Raw genomic sequence first — 24,736 nt, forward strand, 5'->3', positions numbered from 1 at the left:
CAGTTCCGCATCGCGCATTCTGACCGGCGCGTGACGGCGCGGGCCGTCGTCCCGGTCCCGCTGCGGCTGACCGGGGCGGGCATGGGCCCCGGACGCGCGGACCGGCCGGGCGTAAGCTGCGTTCAGCATGGACACGGCGGGGGACGGAGCACATGGCGACTGAGCCGGCACAGCAGTGGGGATCGACCCTCGATTCGGTCGTGGTGTACGCGCAGGGCGCGCTCTGCCGGCGCCTGGCCCGGGGCGGCGTGCCGTCCGACGGCCGGGTTCGGGTGACGGGGCTGCCCCGCTCGCTGGACCCGGGTTCGCTGCGGGCCCGGGTCCTGGGCGCCCCCGGGGTACGCGTCACCGGGGCCCGGGTCGAGGTCGGGGCCGAGCCGGTGGCCGCGGACGCGCCGGACGGCCTGCGGCACGAGGTGGAGCGGCTGAGCGACGCGTGCGCGGCGGCGCGGGGCCGCCGGGACCGACAGTTGGGCCTGATCGCGGAGGTCGGCGCCCTCCGCCCGGTCCCGCCCGCCCGCAAGCGCGAGGACCCGCACCGCAGCACCCCGGTCGACGCCTGGCTGGAGCTCGCCGACTTCGTCGACGAACGGCTGACGGGACTGCACCGGCGCCTCGTCGAGCTGGAGGAGGAACTGCGCGACGTCGAGCACGAACTCGACGTCGCCGCCGACCGGCTCGCCCGCGCCTCCACCGACGCGCCGTCCGCGCATGTGGAGACCACGGTCTGCGCGGCCCTGACCCTCGACGGCGCCGGGGACGCGGGGACGGAGCTGGAACTGGAACTGGAGTACGGGGTGCCGGGCGCGGTCTGGGTGCCCGCCTACCGGCTCACCCACCGTCAGGGCGAGGGTGACGGCCGTCTGGTGCTGCGCGCCTCGGTCGCCCAGCGGACCGGTGAGGACTGGACCGGCGTACGCGTCGCCCTGGCCACCGCCGATCTCCGGCGCCGCACCGACCTGCCGGAACTCCGCTCGATCCGGGTCGGACGCAGTCAGCCCGTCCCCGCGCCCTCCGGCTGGCGCGAGCCCCCGGCCGGGCTCGCCGACCTGTTCTCCGGATACGACGCGGCAGGCCCCGCACCGGCCCCGGCCGCCGTGCCCGCGGCCCTGGCCGCGGGTGCCGGTGCCGCGCCCGATCCCGTTCCGGCTGCCCCGCTGCCTCCCCCGCCGCCCGCGCCGCAGGGCTACGGCGGTCCGCCCCCTCCGGCACCCAGTGGCGGATACGGGGCTCCCCCGGCGGCCTTCGGCGGACGGGCCGAGCGTGCGCGGTCGGCCCGTCCGCGGGCGGGCGCCGGCGCCTTCCCGAGCGCCCCCGCCGCGATGAGGCCCGCGGGCCTCGGCCGGACCGCGCCGGCGCCGGTGACCGGTCCGCCGCAGCCGAGCGGTGACGAACTCGACTACGCCGCCCTCGTCCTGTGCGGCCCCGACGAACAGAGCGGCCGCAGGGGCCGGCTGTTCCCCGGCGAACCCTTCGACCCGGTGGCGGTCGAATACCGCCGCCGCGCCGAGGCGGTGGCCGCGCTGCCGCTGCCCGGGCAGGCCGTGCGCCCCCGCGAGTCGGCGGGGTCCTTCGACCACCGCTTCGACGCCGCCGCCCGCGCGGACATCCCGTCGGACGGCACCTGGCACACCGTCACCGTCGGCGAGATCCCGGTCGGTCTGCGCACCGAGTACCTCTGCGTCCCGTCCGTGGAGCAGACCGTGTACGCGACGCTGGTGCTCTCCAACGCCACCGATCAGGCGCTGCTGGCCGGTCCGGTGGAGGTCGTCGTCGACGACGACTTCCTGCTGACCGCCGCCCTGCCCACGCTCGCCCCCGGCGGGATCCGCCGGGTGGGGCTCGGACCGGCCGAGGGCATCCGGGTCACCCGGCGCACGAACCTGCGCGAGTCGACCGCGGGGCTGCGCAACAACATCACCGTGCTCGACCACCACGTCCACGTGGAGCTGGCCAACCGGCTCGCGCGGCCCGTCACCGTGGAGGTCCGCGAACGGGTGCCGGTCTCCTCCGAACCGGACGTCCGGATCGAGGAGCGGGCCGACTGGACGGCACCCGAGGAGAGCACCGGGCCCGACCCGCACGCGCCGGGCACCCGAGTCTGGCGACTGGACCTGCCCGCAGGCGCCACCGCCGCCCTCGACGGCGGCTACGAGATCCGCATCCCGGCCGGCAAGGCCCTGGCCGGCGGCAACCGCAGGAGCTGACACCCGCCATGTCCACGGCCCCGAAGCCGATCGCCCTTCCCGTCACCGCCGTCACCTGTCTGGAGGACCGCGCCCACGTCGAGCGTGCCGTCGTGCTCGATCTGGCGGCCGGGGTCCAGCGGCTGCGTCTCGGGCCGGTCAGCGCGCTGGCCGTCGACCGCACTCTCCACGCCGAACTGACCGGTGAGCACTCCGCGACCGTGCTCGACGTGCGGATCGTCCGCGACTGGACGCCGCGCGGGCCGCGGCCGCCCGCCGACGACGACTCCGCCCTGCGCCACCGCGTGCACGCCCTCGAAGCGGAACAGCTGTCCCTGGAGCAGCACCGCGACCGGCTGCGCGCCCGCCTCGACCTGCTCGGCCGCCTCGCCACCGACCTGCTGCGGGAGATCGGCGAGGGCGCCGGATCCGGGGAGGCCGACCCGTCCCGCTGGACCCGTGAACTGGACCGGGTGGACGGCGAGCGCGACACGCACGGCGAACGACTGCGCGCCGCGGAGGCCCGGTTGGGCGACCTCGCCACCGAACTCGGGGAGGCGCGGCAGGCCGTGCTCCTCTCCGAGGAGGAACCCGCCGAGCTGGTCGGCCACATCGAGTTGACCGTGCGGGCCGGGACCGCGGGACCGGTCGGGCTGCGCCTGAGCCACCTCGTCCCGTGCGCGCTGTGGCGGCCCGCCTACCGGGCCGTGCTCGACGGGGACTCCCTGACGCTGGAGACCGACGCGATGGTCTGGCAGCGCACCGGTGAGGACTGGTCGGACGTGCGGCTGACCCTGTCGACGGCCCGTTCGGCGCTGGCCACCGATCCGCCGCGACTGGACGAGGACCGGCTGACGCTCCGGGAGCGTTCCGCGGCGGAGCGCCGCACGGTGGACGTCGAGCTGCGCGAGGAGGAGGTCGGTGACCTCGGACCGGCCCCGGTGCTCGGTCTGCCGGGGGTGGACGACGGCGGCGAGGCGCGGGTGCTGAGGTCCCCCGCGCCGGTCTCGGTGCCCTGCGACGGCCGCGCCCACCGGGTGCCGCTCTCCTCGTTCACCACGGCCGCGCCCAGTGAGTACGCCTGCGCACCGGAGCTGTCCCCCCTGGTCACCCAGGTGGTGCGGTTCGACAACCTGTCCGGCCACGCGCTGCTCGCCGGGCCCGTGGACCTGGTCCGCGACAGCGGGTTCGGCGGTCGCGGCACGCTGGACTTCACCGCTCCCGGCGCCCCCGCCCGGCTGGCCTTCGGCAGCCGGGACGACTACCGGGTGGTGCGACGGACCGAGGAATCCCGCGACACCATCGGCATCGCCCAGCGGACCGTGGTGACCCGCACGGTCCAGTTGCACCTGTCCCGGTTCTCCGCCCCCGGGGAGCACGGCGAACAGCGGGTGGCGCTGCGGGAACGGATCCCGGTCTCCGAGGTCTCGGCGGTGGAGGTGCGCCTGCGCGAGGGCTCCTGCTCCCCGGTCCCCGACGCGGTCGACGCCGAGGGCATCGTCCACTGGAACGTCCCCCTCCCGCCCGGCGGCCGCCGCACGGTCACCCTGGTCTACGAACTGTCGGCGAGCGCCCGGGTCACCGGCCTCTGAGCCCGGTCCGCACCGGCCGCCGCCCCGCCCCAACCGGGCGGCGGCGCCCGGCCGTTGCCGGGCCGACGGGCCGGACGGCCCCGCTCACCCCGTCTCCGGCAGCCGGGCCACGGTGGCGGGGCCGTCGTGGAACATCGAGGCCAGGACCTCGTCCTGCACGCGCGCGCCGTGCCGCTCCAGCCGTTCCCGGCCGCCGGGCAGCACACCGAGGATCCGGTACCGGACCGTGTTCGTGACCAGGGCGAGTGCCGGCCCCCACGGGAGGCTGGGCCGCAGCCCCAGTTCGCGCATCCCGGTCGGGCCCACGAAGGCGGTGAGCAGGCTCATCTGCCGGGCGCGCTCGTAGCGCCGGTGGAGCCGTTCGGCGACGGGGCTCTCGTGGCCGAAATCGCGCTCGGCCTGGGCGTCCATGGTCAGGCGGGCGAGGTCCCGGCCGGCCCGGGTCTGTCCGGCGGCGGACAGCAGGATGTGGTAGTTCCACCGGTGCCGGACGTCCTCGACGTCCGTCAGCCACTCCGGCGCGACGCCCATCAGCAGGCCGACGTACCGCCACAGGTGCATGAGGTCGTCGCGCTGCCGGCGGGTCAGGCGCACCCCGAGCCCGAGGCAGCCGACGATCACGGTCGCGTCGAAGAGCCCGAGGGTGGCCGCCTGGTCGGCCTGGTTGATCGGCAGGCCCCAGCGCCCGGAGTCCCAGCGCGGCTCGAAGTGCGCGTTCACCAGGGCGTGCATGGCGCGCACGTGGACGGTGAGGCGCCAGCCCTCGGCCCCCGGGCGCAGGCCGCCGGGGCGGGTGACGGCGTGGGACCACTTGGCCGTCTCGCCGAGGCGCCGCAGCGTCTCGTCCCCGCCCAGGCCGCCGGTGAGCACCAGCAGGTCGGCCGGGCCGCCGAAGCGGTAACCGCCGACGAGAGAGAGGAGGGTGAGGACGTCGCCGCTGTTGCGGCCCAGGGAGCGGTAGGCCGCCGCGCCGCGCTCGATTCGGTCCCAGTCGACCCAGTGGGGGACGGTCGTCGCGTGGTCCAGGAAGGCCCGCAGCGCGGGCGGCAGGTCCCGGGGCACGTCGGGGACCGCGTGCAGCGCCCTGCCGAGCAGGGAGCGCGTGACCCGGGCCGGATCACCGGGTGGCAGGCGCATCGCCCCGGCGAGGGCGGCGCCCAGTTCGTCGCGCTGGAGGAGAGCGGCCCCCAGCCGCTCCATGAGGGCCTCGTCGACGTCCTTGTCGATGTCGGTGAGGAGGAAGAGCGCACGGGCGATCCTGCGGCCGCGTCGCTCGGCCTCCCGGAAGCGGCTCGGAAACGGACCGATGGCACGGACCTCGCTGCTCTGCGTCATACAACCGTTGTAATGCGAATAATTATTCGCATACAATTCGCTTATGCGTAAGACGCCCCGTCAGGAGCGGTCGCGGGAGATGGTCGAGCGGATCATCGACGCAGGGCGCGCGGTCCTGGCACGCGATGGCTACGCACGGTTCGCGACGACCCGGGTCGCCGACGCGGCCGGCATCAGCCCGGGTTCCCTCTACCAGTACTTCCGGAACAAGGAAGAACTCCTCACCGTGCTCATGGAGCGGTACTGGGCGGAGGCGGGCGACCGGGTGGCGGCTTCGCTCGCCGACCATCTCGCCGATCCGCCCGAACGGCTGATCCCCAATGTGATCGAGGCGCTGCTGTCCGCCCTGGAGCAGGACTCGCAACTTCTTCGCGTCGTGATCGAGGAGGTGCCGCCGAGCTATCACGAGGATCATCTGCATCACCTCCGGCGGCGCATCCAGGATCTGGGGTCGGCGTACCTCGCGGGGCGCGCGCCCGAGGAGCGGAACGGGGCCACCCGCGCCTGGGTGCTCGTGGCCGCGATGGAGGCGCTCAGCGTGCGCTGGATCCTCGACCGGCCCGCCATCCGGCGCGACGAGCTGATCGAGGAACTCACCGCGCTCGTGACCCACTACATGTTCCGCCCGGGCCCGGCCTGACGGCGGGGCGCCCGCGCCACCGGGCCCCGGGACGTCGCAGGACGCCCGGAGCCGGCGGGGATGTGCTCAGTAGCGCAGGACCGCGGCGATCCGCCCCTCGTCGGCAAGGGTGCCGGTGGGGACGAACCTGACCTCGGCCCCGGTGTCCAGGGCGCGTTCGACGATCTCGTCGACCATGTCGTCCCGGGCACCCGGTTCGCCGGAGCCGGCCGGTTCCAGGTGGCCGCCCTCCTCGCGCACGACCGTCCGGTAGTCGTCCTCGACCGCGACCACACGGGCCCGGCCCTCCTTCGCGGCCAGCCACACCTCGTCGATGCCGCCCGCGTACTCCCGTCTGCCGCGCGCGGCGTCCAGTTCCGTGACGAGGGCGGAGACGGCGGCCGTCTCCCGTGCGGTGCGCGAGGGTTCGACGGCCCGGTGCACCTCGGCGGCCGGTCCCTCGGCCAGCCCGCCGTGCTCCACCGTGACCGTCTCCGGGGCCGGCGGGCCGAGTTCCTCCAGCAGGGCCAGGGCCTCGGCGGAGCCGAGGACGTACAGCGGGCGGGGTTCGGCGGCCAGGACGGCACGCAGCTTCTCGTGCGCCTCGCGCAGGAACTGCCGGGTGGCCTCGTCCCGGAAGGTGCTGGGCAGGTCGCCGATGCGTTCCTTCCGCTCGGCGTCCGGGTCCTCCAGACTGCGGGTCAGCGGAAACCCGTCGCGTTCGGCCTCGACCACGCGTTCGGGATCGCCGCTCCACAGCGAAACCCGGTCGGCGGCCACTGCCAGCACCCAGTACGGCCGCTCCGCGGCGGCGGCCGCGACCAGGTTGCGGGTGAGGAAGGTGTCCGAGAGGACCACCCGTTCCGGAACGGCCCGGGGCAGCGACCACACCTGGTGCTCGCCCTGCGCCACGTGGATCACCAGGCCGTCCTCCGCGTGCACGAGGTCGACCTCGGCGGCGGCCCGGCCCAGCTCGTCCAGGATGTCGACCCGGCGCTCCCGCGACACGTCGGGGTCCTCGGTGAGCGCCTTCTTCGCCTCGGTGAGGAGGTTGCGCAGCCGCACCTGGTCCTGGGCGTTGTCCGGTTCGCGGCGGTGCGTCGGCATCACGAGCGAGACGGCCGGGTACGGACGGGGCCGGCGGAGTTCCGCGAGTACCTCGCCGCTGAGCACGGGGTTCATGGAGAAGCCTTCCTGCTGGTTCGGTGGGAACCGTCGGTACGGGCCCGAGGTCCTGCTCCGCGCCGTTCCGTCCCGGGCCCCGCTCCGGGGTGCCGTTCGGATTCGGAGCCGTCGCCGCTTCCCTCCGTCGCCCCGGCCTCCGCCCGGAATCGACCGGGTGCGGTCGTCGACGGTGTCGCGGACGACCGGGCGGGTCATGCGGCTGCCTCCCGGCCGCGGCCGAACCCGCCGTCGACGGCGAGGATCCCGACGCCCGCCCGCCGCGACAGGGCGGCGGTCTCGCGGCCGTACGTGACGGCGACACCGGTGCCGGGGCGACGGTGTCGTTGCCGCCGCCCGGTTGCTGACGTCAGGTGATACCGACGTTACTCCCCGGCGCCGGGGCGTGCACTCGGAGAACGACTGCGGGCCTCCCCCGGGTCCGCGAGCGCGGGCCCTCTCCCGGAGAGGTCTCAGGGGACGACCGGGGCCGAGCATCCACGGGCCTTCGCCGAACGCTCGGCGAACGCCTTCGGCGCGGCACGTTCGTACCCGAGGTCCGCCTCGCCGGCCGGGGGCTCGGCCCGCTTCCCCTTCTCCTGCCTCCCGTACGAGGGGCGCAGGACGAACAGGGCCCGGCCGTCCGCGCACATGGCCGTGGTCCAGCTCATCCGGCCGTACCGGTCCCGGTGGTGCGCGGGGGTGTCGCTGTCCGGTGCGGCCTCCTCACTGCCGAGCCGCCGGTGCTCCTCGTAGCCGTACAACCGCTCCTGCGCGTAAGGGCCGTAGTCCGCGTCGAGCGAGTAGCGGGTCGTGCCGTCGGTGTCACCGAGCAGGCACATCTCTTGCGGTGTCCCTCCGCGAGCGGTCTCGGTGGCGGTCGTCACGCCGTGTGCGGCGGGGATGCCGGAGCAGGTCCCGTCGGCCGTGCCGAGCGGCTCGTACTCGTCCGCGCGCACCGGCAGGCCGAGGCTGCCGACGGACTTGCCGAGCTCGGCCCCGCAGTGCCGGGCCTTCGAGACCCTGGCCGCAGTGGAGGTGGCGATCCTGGCGAACTCCGGTCGTGCGGCCGGGTCGTCCGTGGACTTGTCGAGGGTGGTCCCGACCGTGCCGGACAGGCTTTCGGCACCGCTCCCCCGGGCACACCGGAGGACCGGGCTCACGGTCACCTCCTCGTCCTCGCCGGTCTCGAAGGGGTCCTCCGTTCCGGAGCGGGCCGGGATCGCGCCGAAGAGTCCCGTCCAGCCATGACCGACCGGCACGGTGAGCTCCGCCGCCGTGCCCCTGTAGCAGAGGTCTTCCAGGTTCCGTACGGGGCGGGTGGTGTCGAGGACCCGGATCTCGGCGGCACCACCGTCCTGGACGCGCACCTCGCAGCCCACCAGGTCCGTACCGCTCGCCTCGGCGGCCCTCCTGTCCGGGTCGTGGACCGGGTCCTCGACCTCGACGGTTCCCGGTCCGAGGAGGTCGCGCACCACGTTCCGGTCGAGCAGGCCGTCGCAGGCTCCGTCGAGCGCCGCCTCGTCGCTCCAGCGCCGGAAGTCGCCGTGCACCAGGAGACGACCGGCGACGGCGACGGCCGTCGCGACCACGGCCGCGACCGCTCACAGAACGATCCGCCCCACCGCCATCTCTCCCAGGATCTCGGCGTCATGGCACCGCTGCTGTCCGGGCCAGCCGCCGGGGTCGGTGAGGCAACTGTCCATCAGCTTGCGGACGTTCTCGGAGAACTCGGTGCGTTCGGCCTCATCGAGCGTGCGCGATTCGATGCCGGAGGTCTCCGTGCGGACGGTGACCCGGTGGTAGGTGGCGCCCGCGGCGCACTTCGACCGTGCCCCCGGGGCGAGTTCGTGCGGCTCCGATTCGGGGATGTCCCTCGTCCGCTTCCCCTCGCGGAAGCCGAAGCTGTCACCGGTGCTGTCGTACTGGTCGTTGACCGACTCGCCGAGCGGCCCGGCCCAACTCGCCGCCGAGACTTCCACCACCGCGCCGTCGGGCGGTTCCGGATCGGTGGCCGTCGGATCCTCGCGGTCCAGGACGGTGGCGCCGCAGACACTCAGCAGCCGTGAGTCCTGCAGATCACCACTGGCGGTCCACTTGCCGGGGAAACCCGCCCGCGGGCCGAGTCCCCGGCACTTCTTCACGCCCGGACCCGGCTCCTCGATCCTCTCGACCTCCATGTCGGCCCCGTCCTCGTCCGAGGTGACATGGGCCTCGTAGGTGTCGACGAGCCGGGTGGGCATCCTCAGCGGGGAGCCACCACACTTCCGAGCGACGGTGATCCCGTCGGCGACCCGGACGGCAATACGGAAGTCGGCGAGGTACTCGGCCTTCCCGCCCTTGTCGGGCCCGGGCAGACGGAACAGTTCACCAGGGAGCGGCTCTCCTCACCGGGATCGAGGACGGTGCCGTACTGACCCACCGCCCCGGCAACCTCGTCGGGCACGCGGTCCCGCAGCTCCTCGTACGGCAGCAGTCCCCCGCAGGCGCGCTTCAACTGCGCCCGGTTCGCCGCCGAATGCCCTCCGTCGTCCGCCCGGTCCACAAAGCCCCCTCACCGGCTGCCCCCTCCTCCGGTCCGGTGGCGGGTGCGGCTACCGGTCGTCCGCCACGGCGGCGAGCTCGTCGAGCAGGGTGGCGACGGCGGCATCGGTCATCCGGTAGCCGTCGGCGGTCTCGGTGATGCGCCCCGAGGCGACCCGGGAGTCCCACCAGTCCTGGAGGAAGCCGGGGGCGTACCCGCCGGTCCTGAACCCGTAGGGCTCGGCCACGAGGCCGAAGGCGATCATGAGCTCGTAGTTCGGTACCGCGTAGGAACTCTCCTGCCCCGCGGGAGCCTTCAGGTACCGGTCGAAGGATTCGACCCGGTGGGAACCGGTGAACAGCCAGAACAGGTAGTCGTACATCAGCGTGGATCGCGCGTCGGCGTGCAGCGCGAAGAACCCCTTGTCGTGCACGACGGCCTCCGCGAGGGCCCGCATCCGCCGGTCCGCGTCGGGCAGTACGTCGGCGACCTCGCGGAAGGCCCGCACCAGCACCGGGGAGAAGCTGCCGTCGCGCACCGTTTCCAGGGCGTCGATCAGGTCCTGTTCCGAGGTGTCGTAGACGGACCCGTCGACCAGCCCCCTGACGAATGCCTCGAAGTTCTCCGCGACCGGGGTGATCGCGAAGTCGTCCTCCTGGTCGACGTGCACCACGGCCGGTTCGCCGTGTCTGCCGCACGCGCGGTAGTCGAGGGCGAGCATGTCGTGGCCGGCCGACGGTGTGTCGGCGAAGTAGACGCCGATGTCCGGGTACTCCCACATGTCGATCCAGAACCGGCTGCCGAACTCGCCGGCGAGCGACTGCGGCTTGGTCCGCCCCACGCCCTTGATCCCGTCGATCACGATGTGGTCGTCGGCCCAGGAGGTCGGCTCGGTCATGGGGAAGTGGTCCCGGTTCGGAACGCCGCCGTTGCGCGCGGTCATCAGCTCGATGTAGGAGCCGGGCAGCCGGTACCCACCGATCTCCTCCTCCACCGACGCGATCAGCTCCCGCGTGGGCGGGGTCTCCTCCCCGTACTTCTGCGCGTACGCCGAGTCGTCCCAGAACCCGTCCGTGTCGAAGCCCTCGAAATGTCCCACTGCGCCCTCCCTGGCCGCTCGCCCGGCAAGCGTGCGTTCCGCGACCGGACACGACCGGCCGTGCCGCCCTCCCCGGTCGTCCCGACGAAACCGCCGGATCCCGCCGGCCCCGTCGAGTTCTGCCGGATCCCGCCGGTGGGCGGGCCCGGCCCGGTCATGTCTCCATGATGACGACCACCACTGACAGACCGGGCTCCGGGGCGCGGGGGACGCGTGGAGGCGGCCGTGGGCCGTCGCGATTCGAGCCGGATCAGCCCTGCTTCGGCGGCTCCTGCCCGCCGAAGGCGAAGAGCGTGTTCTTGGCCGCGGCCACGACCACCACGCCCTCCACGACGGTCACCCGCGGGCTTGCGCCGATCTCGCCCGTCAGGCCATCGGCCTGCGGGTCCGTCGTCCACAGGAGTTTGCCGTCGCGCGACGACAGCGCGACCACCCGGCCGGTGGCCGAGCTGAAGTACAGCGCGTCACCGCCCGCGGCGGGGCCCGACGCACCCTCCACGCTGGTCTGCCGCGACCACTTCTCCCTGCCGGTCGCCGGGTCGAGCGCCGTGACGAGACCGGTCTGCCCGCTCACGTAGAGGGCGCCGTCCACCATGCCGGGCGTCCCCTCGTACGTCTTGGCCAGTCGGGAGTACGTGACCTTCCGCGAGGCCGGGTCGACCCGCGCCACCCCGTCGTAACCGGTCAGCTCCGGTCCCTCCAAGTGCACCCGGAGGAGTACGAGCTCCCCGTCGGCGACGCCCATCGGCACGACGGGACCGTCGACCGCGATGGGCCTGCCCAGCGCCCCCGAGGCACGGTCGACCGGGTACAGGGTGGAGTGGCGCACCTCCACGGTGTCCACCTCCGCGTTCGGCGCGCACATCGCGAAGAGCCGCGGGCCCACCGGGACGGGGGCGCACTGCGTGTCCGCGGGGAACGGCGTCGTCCAGGCGACCTCACCGCTGTGCGCGTCCCGGGACTCCAAGCGGGAGTTGAAGGCGTCGACCGTCACGACGGCGGAGCCGAGCACCAGGGCGTCCTGGGACCGGCCCGTGACGGCCTGCGACTGGGCGCCGGACGGTGTGGACCACAGCTCCCGGCCGCTCTTCGCGTCGACGGCCACGACCTCGCTGGCAGGGTCCTGCGGGAAGTTCTCGGCGGCGAAGCGGTAGCCGAGCACCGTGTCGTCGGTGGCGCCCACCAGGTGCACGCCCCGGACGGGGACGCCCGGGCTCTTCACCGTCCACTCCGGCGAGCCGTCCGTGACCTTGATACGGGTCGCGACGACGCTGCCACCCCCGCAGAACAGCGCCTCGCCCCGCGCGACGCAGCGCAGTTCGTCGGGGATTTCCGGACGTCCGCCCTCCACGGTCGTGTGCCACGGCTCGAAACCGGCCGGAAGCACGGCCCCCGGCGTCGCGACGCCGTCACCGCTGCTGCCGTTCCCCCCGGGGCCGGCCGTCTTCAGCACGGCCACGCCCCCGCCGATCGCGGCCACCGCGACCGCGGCCGCGAGCACGGGCCGCCACCGGCGCCCCGGACGGCGGCCGGCGGAGGTGCCGGTGGTTCCCGTACCGGTGCTTCCCGTGCCGGGACCGACCGGGGCGGTCGGCGCCGGGGTGTCCCGGGCCGCGAAGTCGTGCTCGGTGGCCACGTCGCGGGTGCGGCCCGTCTCGGCCCCGTCCGCGTCGATCCCCCCGAGGTCGGCCGGCAGGTCCCGCAGCAGCACGAGGAGTTCGTCCGCCGAGGGGCGCTTGTCGGGCTCCTTGTCCAGGCACAGCTCGACGACCGCGCGCAGTGCCACCGGCACGGCGTCCAGTGACGGCTCCTCGTGCAGCACCTGGTACGCCGTCATGTAGGGGCTGTCCGCGTCGAAGGGGCCGTGGCCCGTCGCCGAGTACACCAGCAGGGTCCCCAGCGAGAAGACGTCGGACCGCGGTCCCACGCCGCGCGGCGCCTGCAACTGCTCCGGCGACATGAAGGGCGGCGTGCCGATGACCCGACCGGTCATCGTCAGCGTCTCCTGGTCCGCGGCGCGCGAAATGCCGAAGTCGATGACGCGCGGGCCCTCGGGCGAGAGCACGACGTTCGAGGGCTTCAGGTCACGGTGGACGACCCCCACCCGGTGGATGTCGCGCAGCGCCTCGGCCAGCCCGATGGCCAGCCTCCTCAGTTCCGCTCCGCCCAGCGGGCCCTTCATGGCGATGTGCTGGGTGAGGGTGTGCCCCTCGATGTAGGCCGTCGCCATCCACGGCTGATCCGCCTCGGGGTCGGCGTCGACCACGGCGGCGGTGAACGCGCCGCTCACCCGCCGCGCCGCCGCCACCTCCTGCCGGAAGCGGATACGGAACTCGTCGTCCCCCGCGAACTGCTGGTGGATCAGCTTGATCGCGACGGGCCGCCCCGAACTCGTACGGGCGAGGAAGACCGTGCCCATGCCACCCGAGCCGAGCCGAGCCTCAAGCGGGTAACCGCCGATCTCGGTCGGATCACCTCCGCGCAGCGACACTCTTCCCGACCTCCAGTCCCCCGGGCGCCTCTGTCGCCACGGGCCTGCCTATCTTTCCTGCACACAAACTAGCCGCAGGGCAGTGGGGCGGAGCAAAGCGGGTGACGTCGACGCCGGGGCCGTCCCCCGTGGTGTCCTGGTCCGTCCGGCGGGCGACAGCGGCTTCTCGTCCACGGGGCTCAGCAGGTGGACGGTTCCGTCGGCGCCCGCCCCACCCGAAAGGGGCACGACCGATCACCGGTCACGGAGCCGCCCGTCGCGCCGGTACGGCCCGTGGTGCTCTTCGCCGGACCCTTCGTCCGGCTCGTCCGGCTGGTCCGACTCGTTCGGCTCGGCGAAGAGCTGACGGCCCGGATCGCCCGATCCTCCTCCCCGGGGCATGCCGTCCGAGGTGCGTGCGGGCAGTCCCCGCTCTTCGCGGCCGCTGTCAGTGGCCTCTGTCAGGATGCCCCGGTCACCAACGACCCCTGCCCGGAAGGCCACCATGAGCTGGGACGTGTTCCTCCTGCGCCTGCCCGACGACATCACGTCGGTGCGCGAGATCCCCTCCGACCACGCCCCGGACCCGCTCGGCCGGCGGCACGACGTACTCGCGGCTGTCGCCCGGGCCGTTCCCGAAGCCGATCTTTCGGACCCCTCCTGGGGCACCCTTTCCGGCTCCACGTGGTCGATCGAACTCAACATCGGCTCGGAGGACCCGGTGGACTCGATCATGCTCCACATCCGGGGCTCCGGCGACGACGTGCTGATGCCCGTCTTCCGTCTGGCCGAGTCCCTGCGGTGCAAGGTGATCGACTGCACCGACGGAGAGCTGATCGCTCCGGGGCGGGCGTCGGGCTGGCATGCCTTCCAGCAGTTCCGCGACCAAGTCGTCGGACCGTCCCAGTGACGCCCCGGCACCGGCGTCCGCGCCGGTGCCGTGGCCGCGTCGGCACTCGTGCGTGGGAGGCGGTGACGCCCCCGTACGCGGGGCCCGGCAACGCTCGTGCGTGGGGCCCGGCGGCGCCGGCCGCCCCGGGCCCCCTGCCCCCTCAGATGGCCAGAATGCCGCCGTCCACCGCCACATGGCTGCCGGTGGCGAACGAGGAGCGGTCGCCCAGCAGCCACAGGGCCGCCTCCGCCACCTCTCGTGGCTCGGCCATCCGCTTCTGGATCTGGCGTGCGACGAACGCCTCCTCCAGAGCCGGAGCGGCCGCCACCGCCGCGTTGATCATTTCCGTCCGGGTGGTGCCCACGATCAAGGAGTTGACGCGGATGCCGGACGCCCCGTATTCGGCGGCCGTGGCCTTCGTCAGGCCCAGGACGGCGTGCTTCGCCGCGACGTAGGGGGATGGTGCGCCGGTGGCGATGAGCCCCGCCGAACTGGCGGTGTTGACGATCGCCCCGCGGCCGGCGTCCAGCATGACGGGGATCTGACGGCGCAGGCAGTTCCACGTCCCGCGTACGTTGACGTCCATGATGCGGTCGAAGTCCTCTTCCGGCAGCTCGTGCGACCGGCCGAAGGTGGAACCGGCGTAACCGGCGTTGTTGAAGGCGCCGTCGAGGCCGCCGAAGCGTTCGACGGCCGTCGCGACGGCACGCTCGACGTCGTCGGCCACTGTCACGTCGCCGACGCTGCGGGCCGCCCGTCCGCCGGATGCCTCGATCTCATGGACGAGGTCCTTGAGCCGGTCCTCGCGGCGGGCCATGAGGACGACGGCCGCACCCTCGGAGGCGAAGAGCCGCGCCGCGGCCTCGCCTATGCCGCTCGACGCTCCGGTGATCATCACGGTCCTGCCGGTCAGCAGACCGGTGCTGTGCGCTGGGGCTGTTCGCTCGTTCATGACGCGAGTAAACCTGAAGTGGCGCCCCGTCACTCGGCTTTCGTCAGACGGAAGTTCACCGATCGGGGCCACCAAGGCCACGACCGGTGCCGTCGTACCCCTCCGCGCCCACCAGTCCGTTCAAAGCCTTCGGGGTCAGACGGGCGGCATCAGGTCGCTCTCGCTGACGGTGTACGCCAGTGAGGGGTACCTGAAGTCCGTTTCGTTGTTCTCACGGCGTCGCAGTCGGTAGAACTCGTGGCTCTGCTCGTCGTCGGCCGGCAGGAGGGGCGCGCCCTGCGGGAGGTATACGTTTCCGTCGCGAAACCGAACGAGAGTCTTCGACGTACGAAAGGTTATGCCCAGCCATTGATTTTCCACTGTCCGGGCACTCGCCTCCAGCACAATTTTGTGCTTGAGCCGTCGATTCGATTCGACAGAAAAAGCGACGACGCCGTTGTGCACGAGGGGGATCTCGAACTTCTCGCCTTCCGACCCCTTTGATTCGAAGATCAGCTTCCTCGGCGGGCCGGCTTCAGGGTGCCGATAGCAGGAGAAGACAGCGATGAACGATCCGTCGGCCAGATCGAGGGCCTGATCGGAATGGCTGCCCATGGTCGCGTAAGCGTTCGTGTAGCTCTCGATGAGAGCGTTGTTGAAGCCGACCGGAAGCCCCGCACGTTCCTGTATCTGCCGCGCCAGCCGTTCGTGCGCCACCCGGAAACGCTGCGCGGGGCTGCCGTACCGGGTGGTGGTGCGCACGAGAGGCACACCACCCGCCTCGTCGACCCTGGTGAGCACGGCGCCTCGCCGGCCTTTTCCCACGTCTTCCAGACGAGCCGACGCCAACAGCTCCGCGAAGGGGTTCTCCTCGACCGGAAGAGCACACGAGAGGATCTCGTCCGAGACCCTAGGACCGAGGGGCAACGTAGTCTCCCGTGTTCATGCTGAAGAGAAATTTTTCGCCGTAATCGATGAAGGACGAGGTCCTGTTCTCCTCGGCGTACAGCCGGCGCAGGTCATCCATTCCGTCCGGTGTGGGCCGCTCCAGCTCCACCAGACCTCCGGCCCTTTTGAGGAACGTTCGGCCGTTCTTGTGGACGGCTTCGGTGCTCGAACAGCGCACCACGTATCCCAGGCGGGTCGGAAGCAACTCGGCGTCCAACGTCGACGGCCGGATTTCGTGCGTGTACAGGCGGTTGGTGGACAGCGGCATGAAGAACACGGAGCCGGGATAGAGGGTCAGGGTGAACTTCGACGGGAGCCCGGCCCCCTCGTCTTCCTCGGCCGGCTCCTTGAGGCGAAACTGAATCCTGGTCAGCCCGCTTGCCTTCTTCACCCCGTAATCGAAGGCGTCTTCGGCCATGGGTCGCAGGCTTTCGAGCCGGTCGTAGAAAGTACAGAAGGCCATGATGCCGTTGACCGGCATGTCCTTGGTCTTGTCGGCATGGGCCGAGATCCTGGCCTTGGACTGCTTGCGCCCGGCCGTGGCGAGGGTGTTGTGGTAGGTCTGGGCCAGGACGTGATTCAGCGGTGCATGATTCCGGAAGACGGTGGCGGCCTCGCGGTTCAATGCCTCGACGATGCTCATGTCGGTCGGACGGAAGCTCTCGGTCGGCCCCGAGAGATTCGTGGAGCACCGGAGCAGGCGGAAATGCAGTTCGTCGCCGTTCCGCGTGACGGGCGTCAGATAGATTCCGCTGCGATGAGCCGTTCCGGGCTTGGTGGACTCCGTCAGGGACTGGAACGCGTGCTCCGCACGGATCCGTCCGAAGTGGTCGGCGTCGAGTCCGAAAAACCGGCGGTAGTACACGCCGACGCCGTGTACGCGGACGGGAACCCGGCCGAGATCGACGAGGGTCCAGGGGGCGCCGGCGTCCTCGTCGTAGCCGTGCGACAGCTCCCGGACAACGAACACCCGGGCCGCATCGCGCAGTTGGCGGCCGCTGATCCCGGATATGTCACCGCACAGGTAGACGGTCCTCCGCGCGAGATCGGGCGAACCCGAGGCAAGCTCCTCAGGCGTGATCACGGCCCCGAAGAAGTCCCCGGCCAGTTCGTCGTCCTGCACTACCGAAGGCGCGACCAGGACGTTGTCCGCATCCTCGATGCGGGCTTCTGCCAGCTCTGTCGCGTACATCAAACAGCACCCGCCGTTCGCAGACCTCGATGAATTGCCCAAAACCTGGGACATGGCAATGGTCCGCACTCTTTCGTTTGCGTTGCACGGCACAAAAGAAAGGAGACGGACCGTTGAGGACCTTGATGCTCTCACGGGGCTCGACAGCGGGCAACGAGGTTCTGCCCGTACGGACAAGTGCACGGAGCTGCCGCCCGACCGTCGGTGCCGCGTTGCCCGTTCCCCGGGCAGTTCCTCGCGGATCACCGCATCGGGCCGGGCTTTCGGTGGTGTGATGGCTTCATGCGGCCCGAGAACTGTGCGACCAGGAACCACATCGAGGTGTGGCATGGACGTGTGCTGCCGTCGGGGCCGGAGCAGGTCGGGTTCGGGACGGTGTTGCTCGGCTCGCTCCTGCCGATCCTGGTCTGGGCCGGTGTCGCATGCTTCGTGTGCTTCGTTTACAGCCCAGTCGTGGCGATGGTCCTCGGTGGGCTCTTCGTCCTGTCGTTCGTTGTGGGGTTCGGGCTGCGACGCAGGGCGGGGCACTCGGTTCGCTGCAGCGTCCACGGTGCGCTGGGCGGAGTGCTCGACAAGTCCATGGCCGGTTTCTGAAGCGTTGCGGTGGAAACGGCCCGTCGCCGTATCGAACGTGCCGACCTGCGCAACCGGTGGAGCGGGCGCGAAGAGGGCGGCCGGAGCAAGCACGGGGAGGGAGCCGCCGCAGTCGTCGCCCGTTCCGGTTCCGTCCTGCGGAGCACTCGTCGGGAAGCAGTCCCCTGTGCGTGTCACGGATCCGTCCGCTGTTCGGTCCATGGGGTGACGGCGTCGGCCCGAGGGCGGGTTCCCGCTCCCCGGGGCCCCGGCGCCGTTCACCACTCGCAGCACGTACCACCCGCTTCGTCGGGAATCCGTGCGCACCTGCCAGAAAGGAACTCCGGGCATGTCCGATGACCAGCCGCTCGTTCTCGATCCCACCGGTGCCGACCACCACGCCGAGGACCGGAGCCTGCGCGCCCGCGGGGCGGCCACGCTCGTGGACATCCTCGGGGTGACCGCGTGGTCCATATCCGATCCCGGCCTCCTCAAGCATCTCCTGACGCGTACGTGCGTCTCCAAGGACGCCCGAGCGCACTGGCCCGCCTTCGCCGACACCGTCCCCACCTGGCCACTCGCGCTCTGGGTGACGGTCGACAACATGTTCACCGCCTACGGCGGCGACCACCGCCGTCTGCGCCGTCTGATCGCCCCGGCCTTTTCTGCCCGCCGCGTCGCCGCCCTGGCGCCCGTCGTCGAGGACCTCGTCACCGGCATCCTCGACGACCTGGACACCCTCCCGGCCGGTGAAGTCGTCGACCTGCGCGAGCACTTGGCCCATCCGCTGCCGATCGCGGTCATCGGCCGGATGCTGGGCCTGTCCCCCGCCCGGCTGAACGGGCTCCGCACCGTGGTGGACCGGGTGTTCGACACGACCCTCTCCGCCGACGAGGCCGCCGCGAACACGGCCACCCTCTACCGGCTCCTCGACGAGTTGATCGCCGTGAAGCAGACCTCGCCCGGCGACGACATGACCTCCCTCCTGATCGCCGCCCGCGACGAGGAGGGCGACGGCGGCGCCCTCACCCACGCCGAACTGCGCGGCACCCTCGTACTGATGATCAGCGCGGGGTACGAGACGACCCTCAACCTCATCGACCAGGCCGTCACTTCCCTGCTGACCGATCCGGAGCAACTGGCCCATGTCCGCGTCGGCCGGTGCGGCTGGAACGACGTCGTCGAGGAGACGCTGCGCCACGAGCCGGCCATCAAGCACCTGCCCCTGCGCTACGCGCTCGAGGACATCCCTCTGCCCGACGGACGGACGATCCGGGCCGGGGAGGCGATCCTCGCCTCCTACGCGGCCGCCAACCGCCACCCGGACTGGCACGGCCGGGACGCCGATCTCTTCGACGCCACCCGGGCCACCAAGGACCACCTGGCTTTCGGGCACGGTGTCCACTACTGCCTCGGCGCCCCGCTCGCCCGCCTCGAAGTCGCCACCGCCCTGCGTCAGCTGTTCACGCGCTTCCCCGACGCCCGGCTCGCGGTGCCCGCCGAAGAACTGCGGCCGCTGCCGACCCTGATCAGCAACGGGCACGTGACCCTGCCCGTTCGCCTGCGGCCGGTCACCCGGTAACGGCCCCACCGGCGGGACGAGCGAGCACGGCCCCGGCCGCCCCGGACGCCTCGTTCGCCCCGCCGGACGATGCAGGAGACCCAGCACCTCGTTCGCCGGCCCCGGAGCCGCCGCCGAGGGTGCCGTTCACGCCCTCGACGGGGCCGTGGCAGCACTCCGGCGATGGTTCGCCGCCCCGGGGCCGACCACTTCCGGACAGCCGCTCACACACCCGCCCACGGCATCGGAGGAAAGGCTCTGACCTGGCAATTTCCTGGGATCTTCCTACCCTGGGGAGTTCTGTCGGACAGCATCGGAAGGGGCATCGTGAGCGAGGAAGCCACCATGTACGACGCCTGCGACATCCGGGTACTGGAAGGGCGGGAAGCAATTCGGAAACGGCCCGGCATGTACATCGGCTCGACCGGTGAACGCGGCCTGCGCCACATGGTGTTCGAGGTCGCGGACCGGGCGGTGAACGAGGTTCTGGAGGGCCGCGCCGCCTCCGTCGACATCACTCTGACGCCCGATGGCGGCGTGTGCGTCGCCGACGACGGGCCGGGCGTTCCCGACGACGAGATGGAGGGCGGCCCCGGGCTCGAAGCCCTGCTCACCCACATGCAGGCCGGGATGGGGACCGGAGGCCGCCACGACGTGACCCTCGGCTTCTGCGGCGTGGGACCCGTCGTCGTCAACGCCCTGTCGCGGCGGATGACGGCCGAGGTGCGGCGCGAGGGAGCCCGCTGGGTCCAGGAGTACGCGCGCGGCGTGGCCACCACCCCGGTCACCGGGGCGGGGACGGCCGTGGGAAGCGGGACCACCATCGCCTTCTGGCCCGACGCCGAGATCTTCGGAGCCGCGGAGTTCTCGTTCGACGGACTGGAGGAGCGGTTCCGGGAACTGGCCTTTCTGAACCAGGGCCTGGAGATCTCCCTGACCGACCTGCGCCGCCCGGACGAGCCCCGGTCGGTGCGACTCCGATTCCCGGGCGGGGCACGGGACTTCGTCGCCTTCCTCGACGGCCACCCGGCGGCGCCCGCCCCCACGGACACCATCGCCTTCGAGCACGAGGACCCTCGGATGGCGGGGACGATGAAGGTGGCCTTCCGCTGGTGCGGCTGCCCCGGGGAGCGGATCCGGACCTTCGCCAACAGCCGGCCCACCGTCGACGGCGCGCACATGGTGGGCTTCCGTGACGGGATGACGGCCGCGGTCACCACGTACGCGCGGAAGCAGGGGCTGCTGACGGCCACGGCCCCCGGCTTCGGCGCCGATCGGATCGGCGAGGGGCTGACGGCGGTGGTGTCGGTGAAGCTGGACCGCCCCGAGTTCGGAGGCTCCACACGGGGTGTGCTGGGCAACGCCGAAGTACGCGACTGCGTCGGACAGGCCGTCCAGGACCACCTCGGCAGGTGGCTGGAGGAAGACCCGGAGCGGGCCGCAGCCGTCATCGACCGGATCGCCCGGGGTGCCGCCTGCCGGGACTGACCCGCAGCGAACCGCCCTGCCGGCCCGGAAGAACGAGGCCGGCAGGGCGCCGGACGCCGGGAAAACCGGACAGAAACCACGCGCGCGGGCCTGCCCGCACACGCGACCCGGGAGCATGATCCTCCCCGGTGTCACCCCGGGAAGATCCTCGCCCCCACGACGGTTAGTAGAAACGTGAACAACTTTGGGGTGGCTGCGGCACGTGCGGTCGATGTCGTCGTGATCGGCGCCGGACAGGCGGGACTGTCCGGCGCCCACCATCTGCGGCGCGCCGGCCTGGAACCCGATCGCGACTTCGTCGTGCTCGACCACGCCCCGCGCCCCGGCGGCGCCTGGCAGTTCCGCTGGCCGTCGCTGACCTACGGCAAGGTCCACGGCATGCACGCCCTGCCGGGCATGGAGCTCACCGGGGCCGACGACGACCGCCCCTCCTCCGAGGTCATCGGTGAGTACTTCGAACGGTACGAGCACGCCTTCGACCTGCGGGTCCACCGCCCCGTCGAGGTGAGCGCGGTACGCGAGGGCGGGGACGGGCGGCTGCTCGTCGAGACGTCCGAGGGCACGTACGCCACCCGCGCCCTCATCAACGCCACCGGCACCTGGGACCGGCCGTTCTGGCCGCGCTACCCGGGCCAGGAGAGCTTCCGGGGGCGGCAGTTGCACACCGCGAACTACCCCGGCCCGGCCGAGTTCGCCGGACAGCGCGTGGTGGTGGTCGGCGGGGGCGCCTCCGGTACGCAGCACCTGATGGAGATCGCCGACGTGGCGGCCGAGACGTACTGGGTGACGCGCCGGCCGCCGGTCTTCCGGGAAGGCCCGTTCGACGCGGACCGGGGCCGGGCCGCGGTGGCGATGGTGGAGGAGCGGGTCAGGCGGGGACTGCCGCCGCAGAGCGTGGTGAGCGTGACCGGGCTGCCGCTCACCGACGCCGTCCGGCGCGCCCGCGAGCAGGGGGTGCTCGACCGGCTGCCGATGTTCGACCGCATCACGCCCGACGGGGTCGCCTGGGACGACGGCCGGTCGGTCGAGGCGGACGTCATCCTCTGGGCGACCGGCTTCCGGGCCGCCATCGACCACCTCGCACCGCTGAAGCTGCGCGAGCCGGGCGGCGGCATCCGGGTCGAGGGCACACGGGCGGTGCGGGACCCCCGCATCCATCTCGTCGGCTACGGGCCGTCCGCCAGCACGATCGGCGCCAACCGGGCGGGGCGGGCCGCGGTGCACGAGATCACCCGGCTGCTGGAGGGGCGCGACACGCCGGCGCGTACCGACGAGGAATTCGCGCCCGTCACACCGTGAGGGGACGCCCCCCGGATCGCGCGGGCCCCGGGCGGTGCGGGTTCGGAACCTCACGAGCCGGGCACCGCATGCCCCCACCTCGGAAACAGAACACGCGAACAAGGGATCGGATGTTCGCTGGAACGCGTGATCGTTTCGCCATTCGTTGCCCGGGGCACCCGCGGCGGCTGATGATTACAGGGCGCAAGCGACGGGCTGCAGACCGCGACTGTGCTGTCCCACATATGCATACGCACAAGGAGAAACACCGAATGAACGTCATCACCAACCTGCTCGCCGGCATCGTCCACTTCGTGGGTTGGCTCGTCTGACCATCGCTCCGCCCGACGCCGTCGCTCCCCGTCCCACGGGAGCGGCGGCGTCGTCGCGTTTCCGGACGGGTCGCGATCGGGATCGGCGAAACCGGGCGCAGACGCAGTCGGACCATATGGGCCGGGCAGGCGGGGGCGGGGCCGCCGTCCCCGATCACCCCGTGGCAGGGGTGAGTTGGGTGTCCCGGCGGACCAGGGCGGCATAGCGGCCCTCCTGTTCCAGGAGTTCCTCGTGGGTGCCGCGCTCGGCGATCCGGCCGCCGTCCAGGACGACGATCTGGTCCGCGTCGCGGACGGTGGAGAGCCGGTGCGCGATGGTGATGGTGGTGCGGCCCGCGGAAAGCGCGTCGATCGCCTCCTGCACGGCGAACTCCGTGCGGGTGTCCAGGGCGCTCGTCGCCTCGTCGAGCACCAGTACGGGCGGGTCCCGCAGGATCGTGCGGGCGATGGCGAGGCGCTGCTTCTCGCCTCCCGAGAAGCGGTGACCGCGCTCGCCGACGAGGGTGTCGTAGCCGTCGGGGAGCGATGCGATGTGGTCGTGGATCTGCGCCGCGCGGGCCGCCGCCTCGATCTCCTCGTCGGTCGCGTCCGGCTTGGCGAAGCGCAGGTTGTCGGCGACCGAGGCGTGGAAGAGGTACGTCTCCTGGGAGACCACTCCCACGGCTCTCGCCAGGGTGTCGAAGTCCAGGTCGCGCACGTCGATGCCGTCGAGCGTGACCCTGCCGCCGGTGACGTCGTAGAGCCTGGGCACCAGATGGCCGAGGGTCGACTTGCCCGATCCGGTCGGTCCGACGACCGCCAGGCTGCTTCCGGCCGGGACGGTGAGGTCGATGCCGCCGAGCGTCGGCCCGCTCTTGGCGTCGTAGCCGAAGTCGACGTCCTCGAAGCGGATCTCGCCGCGGATCTCCGCCGGCCGGACGGGGTTCTCGGGTTCGGTGATGTCGACGTCGAGGTCCAGGTACTCGAAGATCCGCTGGAAGAGCGCGAGGGACGTCTGCATCTGCACCCCGGTGGAGAGCAGGCTCACGGCGGGCCGGAAGAGTCCCTGCTGGAGCGAGACGAAGGCGACGAGCGTGCCGATGGAGACCGCCGGTCCGCCGGACTGCAGGGCGATCCCCGCCGCCCAGTAGATGACGGCGGGCATGGCGGCCATGACGATGCCGATCGTCGACATCCGCCACCGCCCGGCCATGCTGGAGCGCACTTCGAGGTCGACGAGCTTCTCGGACTCCTCGGCGAAGTTCTTGACGAGGGAGTCCGAGCGGCCCATCGTCCGGCCGAGCAGGATGCCGCTGACGGAGAGCGACTCGGTGACCGTGGCCGCCATGGCGGCCATCTGCTTCTGGCGGCGGGTGGTGATCCTCTTGCGCTCCCGGCCGACCCGGCGGCTGATCCACACGAAGACCGGCAGCAGGAGCAGCGAGACCAGGGTGAGCCGCCAGTCGAGCGCCAGCATGGCGACGACCGTGGCGACGACGGCGGTGAGGTTGGAGACCAGCGACGTCGCGGTGGAGGTGACGGTCGCCTGCATGCCGCCGATGTCGTTGGCGATGCGGGACTGCACCTCACCGGTGCGGGTCCGGGTGAAGAAGGCGAGCGACATCCGCTGCAACTGGGCGTAGACCGCGGTGCGCAGGTCGTGCATGACGCGCTGGCCGACCGTGGTGGAGATCAGGGTCTGCAGGACTCCGAAGACGCTGTTCATCACGGCGGTGAGGATCATGCCGAGGGCGAGCAGCGACAGCAGTCCCGTACGCCCCTGGGGAATGGCCGTGTCCAGGATCTCGCGCAGCAGGAACGGCGAGGCGACCGACACCAGCGACGAGGCGCCGACGAGCAGTCCGACCAGCGCGAGCCGGCCGCGGTAGGGGCGGAAGAGGCGCAGGATGCGTCGCACCTCGGCGGGCGGGCGCTCCTCGTCCCGCGGCGGGGGCGTCCAGTTGATTTCGTCGGGCTTCATGGGCTCCTTCGTCGGGCGTGCGAGAGCCGTCGGCCGTGCGGCAGCGGCGGCTCGACCCCGAGGGATCGACCGGTCAGGACTTTTGGGAGCATAGCTCATTGTTACCCATACTCACAATGCACAAGGTCCTGATACTGTTCCCCCATGGACTCCTCCGACGCCGACGGCGTCCTCGCCGAGCAGCTGTTGCGGGTCACCCGCAGGCTCCAGCGGATCCAGAGCCGCCAGCTGGAGCCGATCGGCATCACCCCCGCGCAGTTCCGCCTGCTCCGCACCGTCGCGCATTACGACGGCCCGCCCCGGATGGCGGATCTGGCCCAGCGCCTGGACGTGGTCCCGCGTGCCGTGACGAGCCTGGTCGACGGCCTGGAGGCGAGCGGCCGGGTGCGCCGCGCCCCCGATCCGGACAACCGCCGGGTGGTCCGGATCGAGATGACCGAGGAGGGCCGCGCCACCCTCCGGTCGCTGCGCGACGCGCGCCGGGCCGCCGCGGAGGAGATCCTGGCTCCATTGACCGTCGAACAGCGCGAGGTGCTCGGCGGACTGCTGACCGCCCTGGTCAACGGAATGCCGGAGCGCCGCTGTTAGACGCGCG

At 72.1% G+C, this 24,736-nt stretch carries 19 protein-coding genes; 9 read left to right on the top strand and 10 right to left on the bottom strand.

Annotated features, from left to right (window positions below):
- Nucleotides 1-152 precede the first annotated feature (152 nt).
- Nucleotides 153-2,207, top strand: coding sequence for a DUF4139 domain-containing protein (locus ACFYW1_RS25915; RefSeq protein WP_388997792.1), 2,055 nt, complete (start codon nt 153-155; stop codon nt 2,205-2,207).
- Between the two features lie 8 nt (nt 2,208-2,215).
- Nucleotides 2,216-3,778 (top strand): mucoidy inhibitor MuiA family protein, encoded by a 1,563-nt coding sequence (locus ACFYW1_RS25920; protein ID WP_388997795.1) that lies wholly within the window; start codon nt 2,216-2,218, stop codon nt 3,776-3,778.
- An 84-nt stretch (nt 3,779-3,862) separates the two neighbouring features.
- Here ACFYW1_RS25920 and ACFYW1_RS25925 read toward each other — a convergent pair whose 3' ends face one another.
- A complete protein-coding gene (locus ACFYW1_RS25925) occupies nt 3,863-5,113 on the bottom strand; it encodes an oxygenase MpaB family protein (protein ID WP_388997798.1) in 1,251 nt (416 codons plus the stop codon).
- Between the two features lie 43 nt (nt 5,114-5,156).
- Here ACFYW1_RS25925 and ACFYW1_RS25930 point away from each other — a divergent pair, with 43 nt between their 5' ends.
- Nucleotides 5,157-5,753 carry a TetR/AcrR family transcriptional regulator gene (locus ACFYW1_RS25930; protein ID WP_388997801.1) on the top strand — a complete coding sequence of 199 codons (597 nt, stop codon included), beginning with the start codon at nt 5,157-5,159 and terminating at the stop codon, nt 5,751-5,753.
- A gap of 66 nt (nt 5,754-5,819) precedes the next feature.
- Here the strand turns inward: ACFYW1_RS25930 and ACFYW1_RS25935 are convergent, their stop codons facing one another.
- From ACFYW1_RS25935 to ACFYW1_RS25955, 5 genes are all read right to left on the bottom strand, one after another.
- On the bottom strand, nt 5,820-6,914 hold the full coding sequence (locus ACFYW1_RS25935) for a chemotaxis protein (RefSeq protein WP_388997804.1): 1,095 nt from the start codon (nt 6,912-6,914) through the stop codon (nt 5,820-5,822).
- 452 nt (nt 6,915-7,366) lie between these two features.
- Nucleotides 7,367-8,485, bottom strand: a complete 1,119-nt coding sequence (locus ACFYW1_RS25940; protein ID WP_388997807.1) for a hypothetical protein — start codon at nt 8,483-8,485, stop codon at nt 7,367-7,369.
- A gap of 12 nt (nt 8,486-8,497) precedes the next feature.
- Entirely contained in the window at nt 8,498-9,136 is a 639-nt protein-coding gene (locus ACFYW1_RS25945; RefSeq protein WP_388997810.1) for a hypothetical protein, read from the bottom strand.
- Between the two features lie 351 nt (nt 9,137-9,487).
- Nucleotides 9,488-10,516: an SMI1/KNR4 family protein gene (locus ACFYW1_RS25950; protein ID WP_388997813.1), complete on the bottom strand. Its 1,029-nt coding sequence runs from the start codon at nt 10,514-10,516 to the stop codon at nt 9,488-9,490.
- Between the two features lie 250 nt (nt 10,517-10,766).
- The gene (locus ACFYW1_RS25955) at nt 10,767-13,007 is read right to left on the bottom strand and encodes a PQQ-binding-like beta-propeller repeat protein (protein WP_388997816.1); all 2,241 of its coding nucleotides are present in this window, start codon (nt 13,005-13,007) and stop codon (nt 10,767-10,769) included.
- Between the two features lie 484 nt (nt 13,008-13,491).
- Here ACFYW1_RS25955 and ACFYW1_RS25960 point away from each other — a divergent pair, with 484 nt between their 5' ends.
- Nucleotides 13,492-13,896, top strand: coding sequence for a hypothetical protein (locus ACFYW1_RS25960; RefSeq protein ID WP_388997819.1), 405 nt, complete (start codon nt 13,492-13,494; stop codon nt 13,894-13,896).
- Between the two features lie 142 nt (nt 13,897-14,038).
- On the opposite strand, the gene ACFYW1_RS25965 is transcribed toward ACFYW1_RS25960, so the two are convergent.
- The 3 genes from ACFYW1_RS25965 to ACFYW1_RS25975 all read right to left on the bottom strand — a co-directional run bounded on the left by ACFYW1_RS25965 (nt 14,039) and on the right by ACFYW1_RS25975 (nt 16,949).
- Nucleotides 14,039-14,830 carry an SDR family NAD(P)-dependent oxidoreductase gene (locus ACFYW1_RS25965; RefSeq protein WP_388997822.1) on the bottom strand — a complete coding sequence of 264 codons (792 nt, stop codon included), beginning with the start codon at nt 14,828-14,830 and terminating at the stop codon, nt 14,039-14,041.
- A 135-nt stretch (nt 14,831-14,965) separates the two neighbouring features.
- Nucleotides 14,966-15,736, bottom strand: a complete 771-nt coding sequence (locus ACFYW1_RS25970) for a hypothetical protein (protein WP_388997825.1) — start codon at nt 15,734-15,736, stop codon at nt 14,966-14,968.
- Nucleotides 15,720-16,949: a hypothetical protein gene (locus tag ACFYW1_RS25975; RefSeq protein ID WP_388997828.1), complete on the bottom strand. Its 1,230-nt coding sequence runs from the start codon at nt 16,947-16,949 to the stop codon at nt 15,720-15,722. Before ACFYW1_RS25975 ends, ACFYW1_RS25970 begins: the two co-directional genes overlap by 17 nt.
- Before the next feature lie 282 nt (nt 16,950-17,231).
- Between ACFYW1_RS25975 and ACFYW1_RS25980 the strand changes: the two genes are divergently transcribed.
- The 4 genes from ACFYW1_RS25980 to ACFYW1_RS25995 all read left to right on the top strand — a co-directional run bounded on the left by ACFYW1_RS25980 (nt 17,232) and on the right by ACFYW1_RS25995 (nt 21,870).
- A complete protein-coding gene (locus tag ACFYW1_RS25980) occupies nt 17,232-17,543 on the top strand; it encodes a hypothetical protein (protein WP_388997831.1) in 312 nt (103 codons plus the stop codon).
- 328 nt (nt 17,544-17,871) lie between these two features.
- The gene (locus ACFYW1_RS25985) at nt 17,872-19,104 is read left to right on the top strand and encodes a cytochrome P450 (RefSeq protein ID WP_388997834.1); all 1,233 of its coding nucleotides are present in this window, start codon (nt 17,872-17,874) and stop codon (nt 19,102-19,104) included.
- A gap of 306 nt (nt 19,105-19,410) precedes the next feature.
- A complete protein-coding gene (locus ACFYW1_RS25990) occupies nt 19,411-20,571 on the top strand; it encodes an ATP-binding protein (protein WP_388997837.1) in 1,161 nt (386 codons plus the stop codon).
- Between the two features lie 189 nt (nt 20,572-20,760).
- Entirely contained in the window at nt 20,761-21,870 is a 1,110-nt protein-coding gene (locus tag ACFYW1_RS25995) for an NAD(P)-binding domain-containing protein (protein ID WP_388997840.1), read from the top strand.
- Nucleotides 21,871-22,335: 465 nt separating this feature from the next.
- Here the strand turns inward: ACFYW1_RS25995 and ACFYW1_RS26000 are convergent, their stop codons facing one another.
- Nucleotides 22,336-24,141, bottom strand: coding sequence for an ABC transporter ATP-binding protein (locus tag ACFYW1_RS26000; protein ID WP_388997843.1), 1,806 nt, complete (start codon nt 24,139-24,141; stop codon nt 22,336-22,338).
- A gap of 144 nt (nt 24,142-24,285) precedes the next feature.
- Between ACFYW1_RS26000 and ACFYW1_RS26005 the strand changes: the two genes are divergently transcribed.
- Nucleotides 24,286-24,729, top strand: a complete 444-nt coding sequence (locus ACFYW1_RS26005) for a MarR family winged helix-turn-helix transcriptional regulator (protein ID WP_148837886.1) — start codon at nt 24,286-24,288, stop codon at nt 24,727-24,729.
- Nucleotides 24,730-24,736 lie beyond the last annotated feature (7 nt).

The sequence above is a fragment of the Streptomyces sp. NPDC002669 genome, from assembly GCF_042889165.1.
In the GTDB taxonomy this organism is placed as follows: domain Bacteria; phylum Actinomycetota; class Actinomycetes; order Streptomycetales; family Streptomycetaceae; genus Streptomyces.

Coding starts and splice junctions, on each gene's coding strand:
- ACFYW1_RS25915 (WP_388997792.1), top strand. CDS start 153: ATGGCGACTGAGCCGGCACAGCAGTGGGGATCGACCCTCGATTCGGTC.
- ACFYW1_RS25920 (WP_388997795.1), top strand. CDS start 2,216: ATGTCCACGGCCCCGAAGCCGATCGCCCTTCCCGTCACCGCCGTCACC.
- ACFYW1_RS25925 (WP_388997798.1), bottom strand. CDS start 5,113: ATGACGCAGAGCAGCGAGGTCCGTGCCATCGGTCCGTTTCCGAGCCGC.
- ACFYW1_RS25930 (WP_388997801.1), top strand. CDS start 5,157: ATGCGTAAGACGCCCCGTCAGGAGCGGTCGCGGGAGATGGTCGAGCGG.
- ACFYW1_RS25935 (WP_388997804.1), bottom strand. CDS start 6,914: ATGAACCCCGTGCTCAGCGGCGAGGTACTCGCGGAACTCCGCCGGCCC.
- ACFYW1_RS25945 (WP_388997810.1), bottom strand. CDS start 9,136: ATGCCCACCCGGCTCGTCGACACCTACGAGGCCCATGTCACCTCGGAC.
- ACFYW1_RS25960 (WP_388997819.1), top strand. CDS start 13,492: ATGAGCTGGGACGTGTTCCTCCTGCGCCTGCCCGACGACATCACGTCG.
- ACFYW1_RS25965 (WP_388997822.1), bottom strand. CDS start 14,830: ATGAACGAGCGAACAGCCCCAGCGCACAGCACCGGTCTGCTGACCGGC.
- ACFYW1_RS25975 (WP_388997828.1), bottom strand. CDS start 16,949: ATGTACGCGACAGAGCTGGCAGAAGCCCGCATCGAGGATGCGGACAAC.
- ACFYW1_RS25980 (WP_388997831.1), top strand. CDS start 17,232: ATGCGGCCCGAGAACTGTGCGACCAGGAACCACATCGAGGTGTGGCAT.
- ACFYW1_RS25985 (WP_388997834.1), top strand. CDS start 17,872: ATGTCCGATGACCAGCCGCTCGTTCTCGATCCCACCGGTGCCGACCAC.
- ACFYW1_RS26000 (WP_388997843.1), bottom strand. CDS start 24,141: ATGAAGCCCGACGAAATCAACTGGACGCCCCCGCCGCGGGACGAGGAG.
- ACFYW1_RS26005 (WP_148837886.1), top strand. CDS start 24,286: ATGGACTCCTCCGACGCCGACGGCGTCCTCGCCGAGCAGCTGTTGCGG.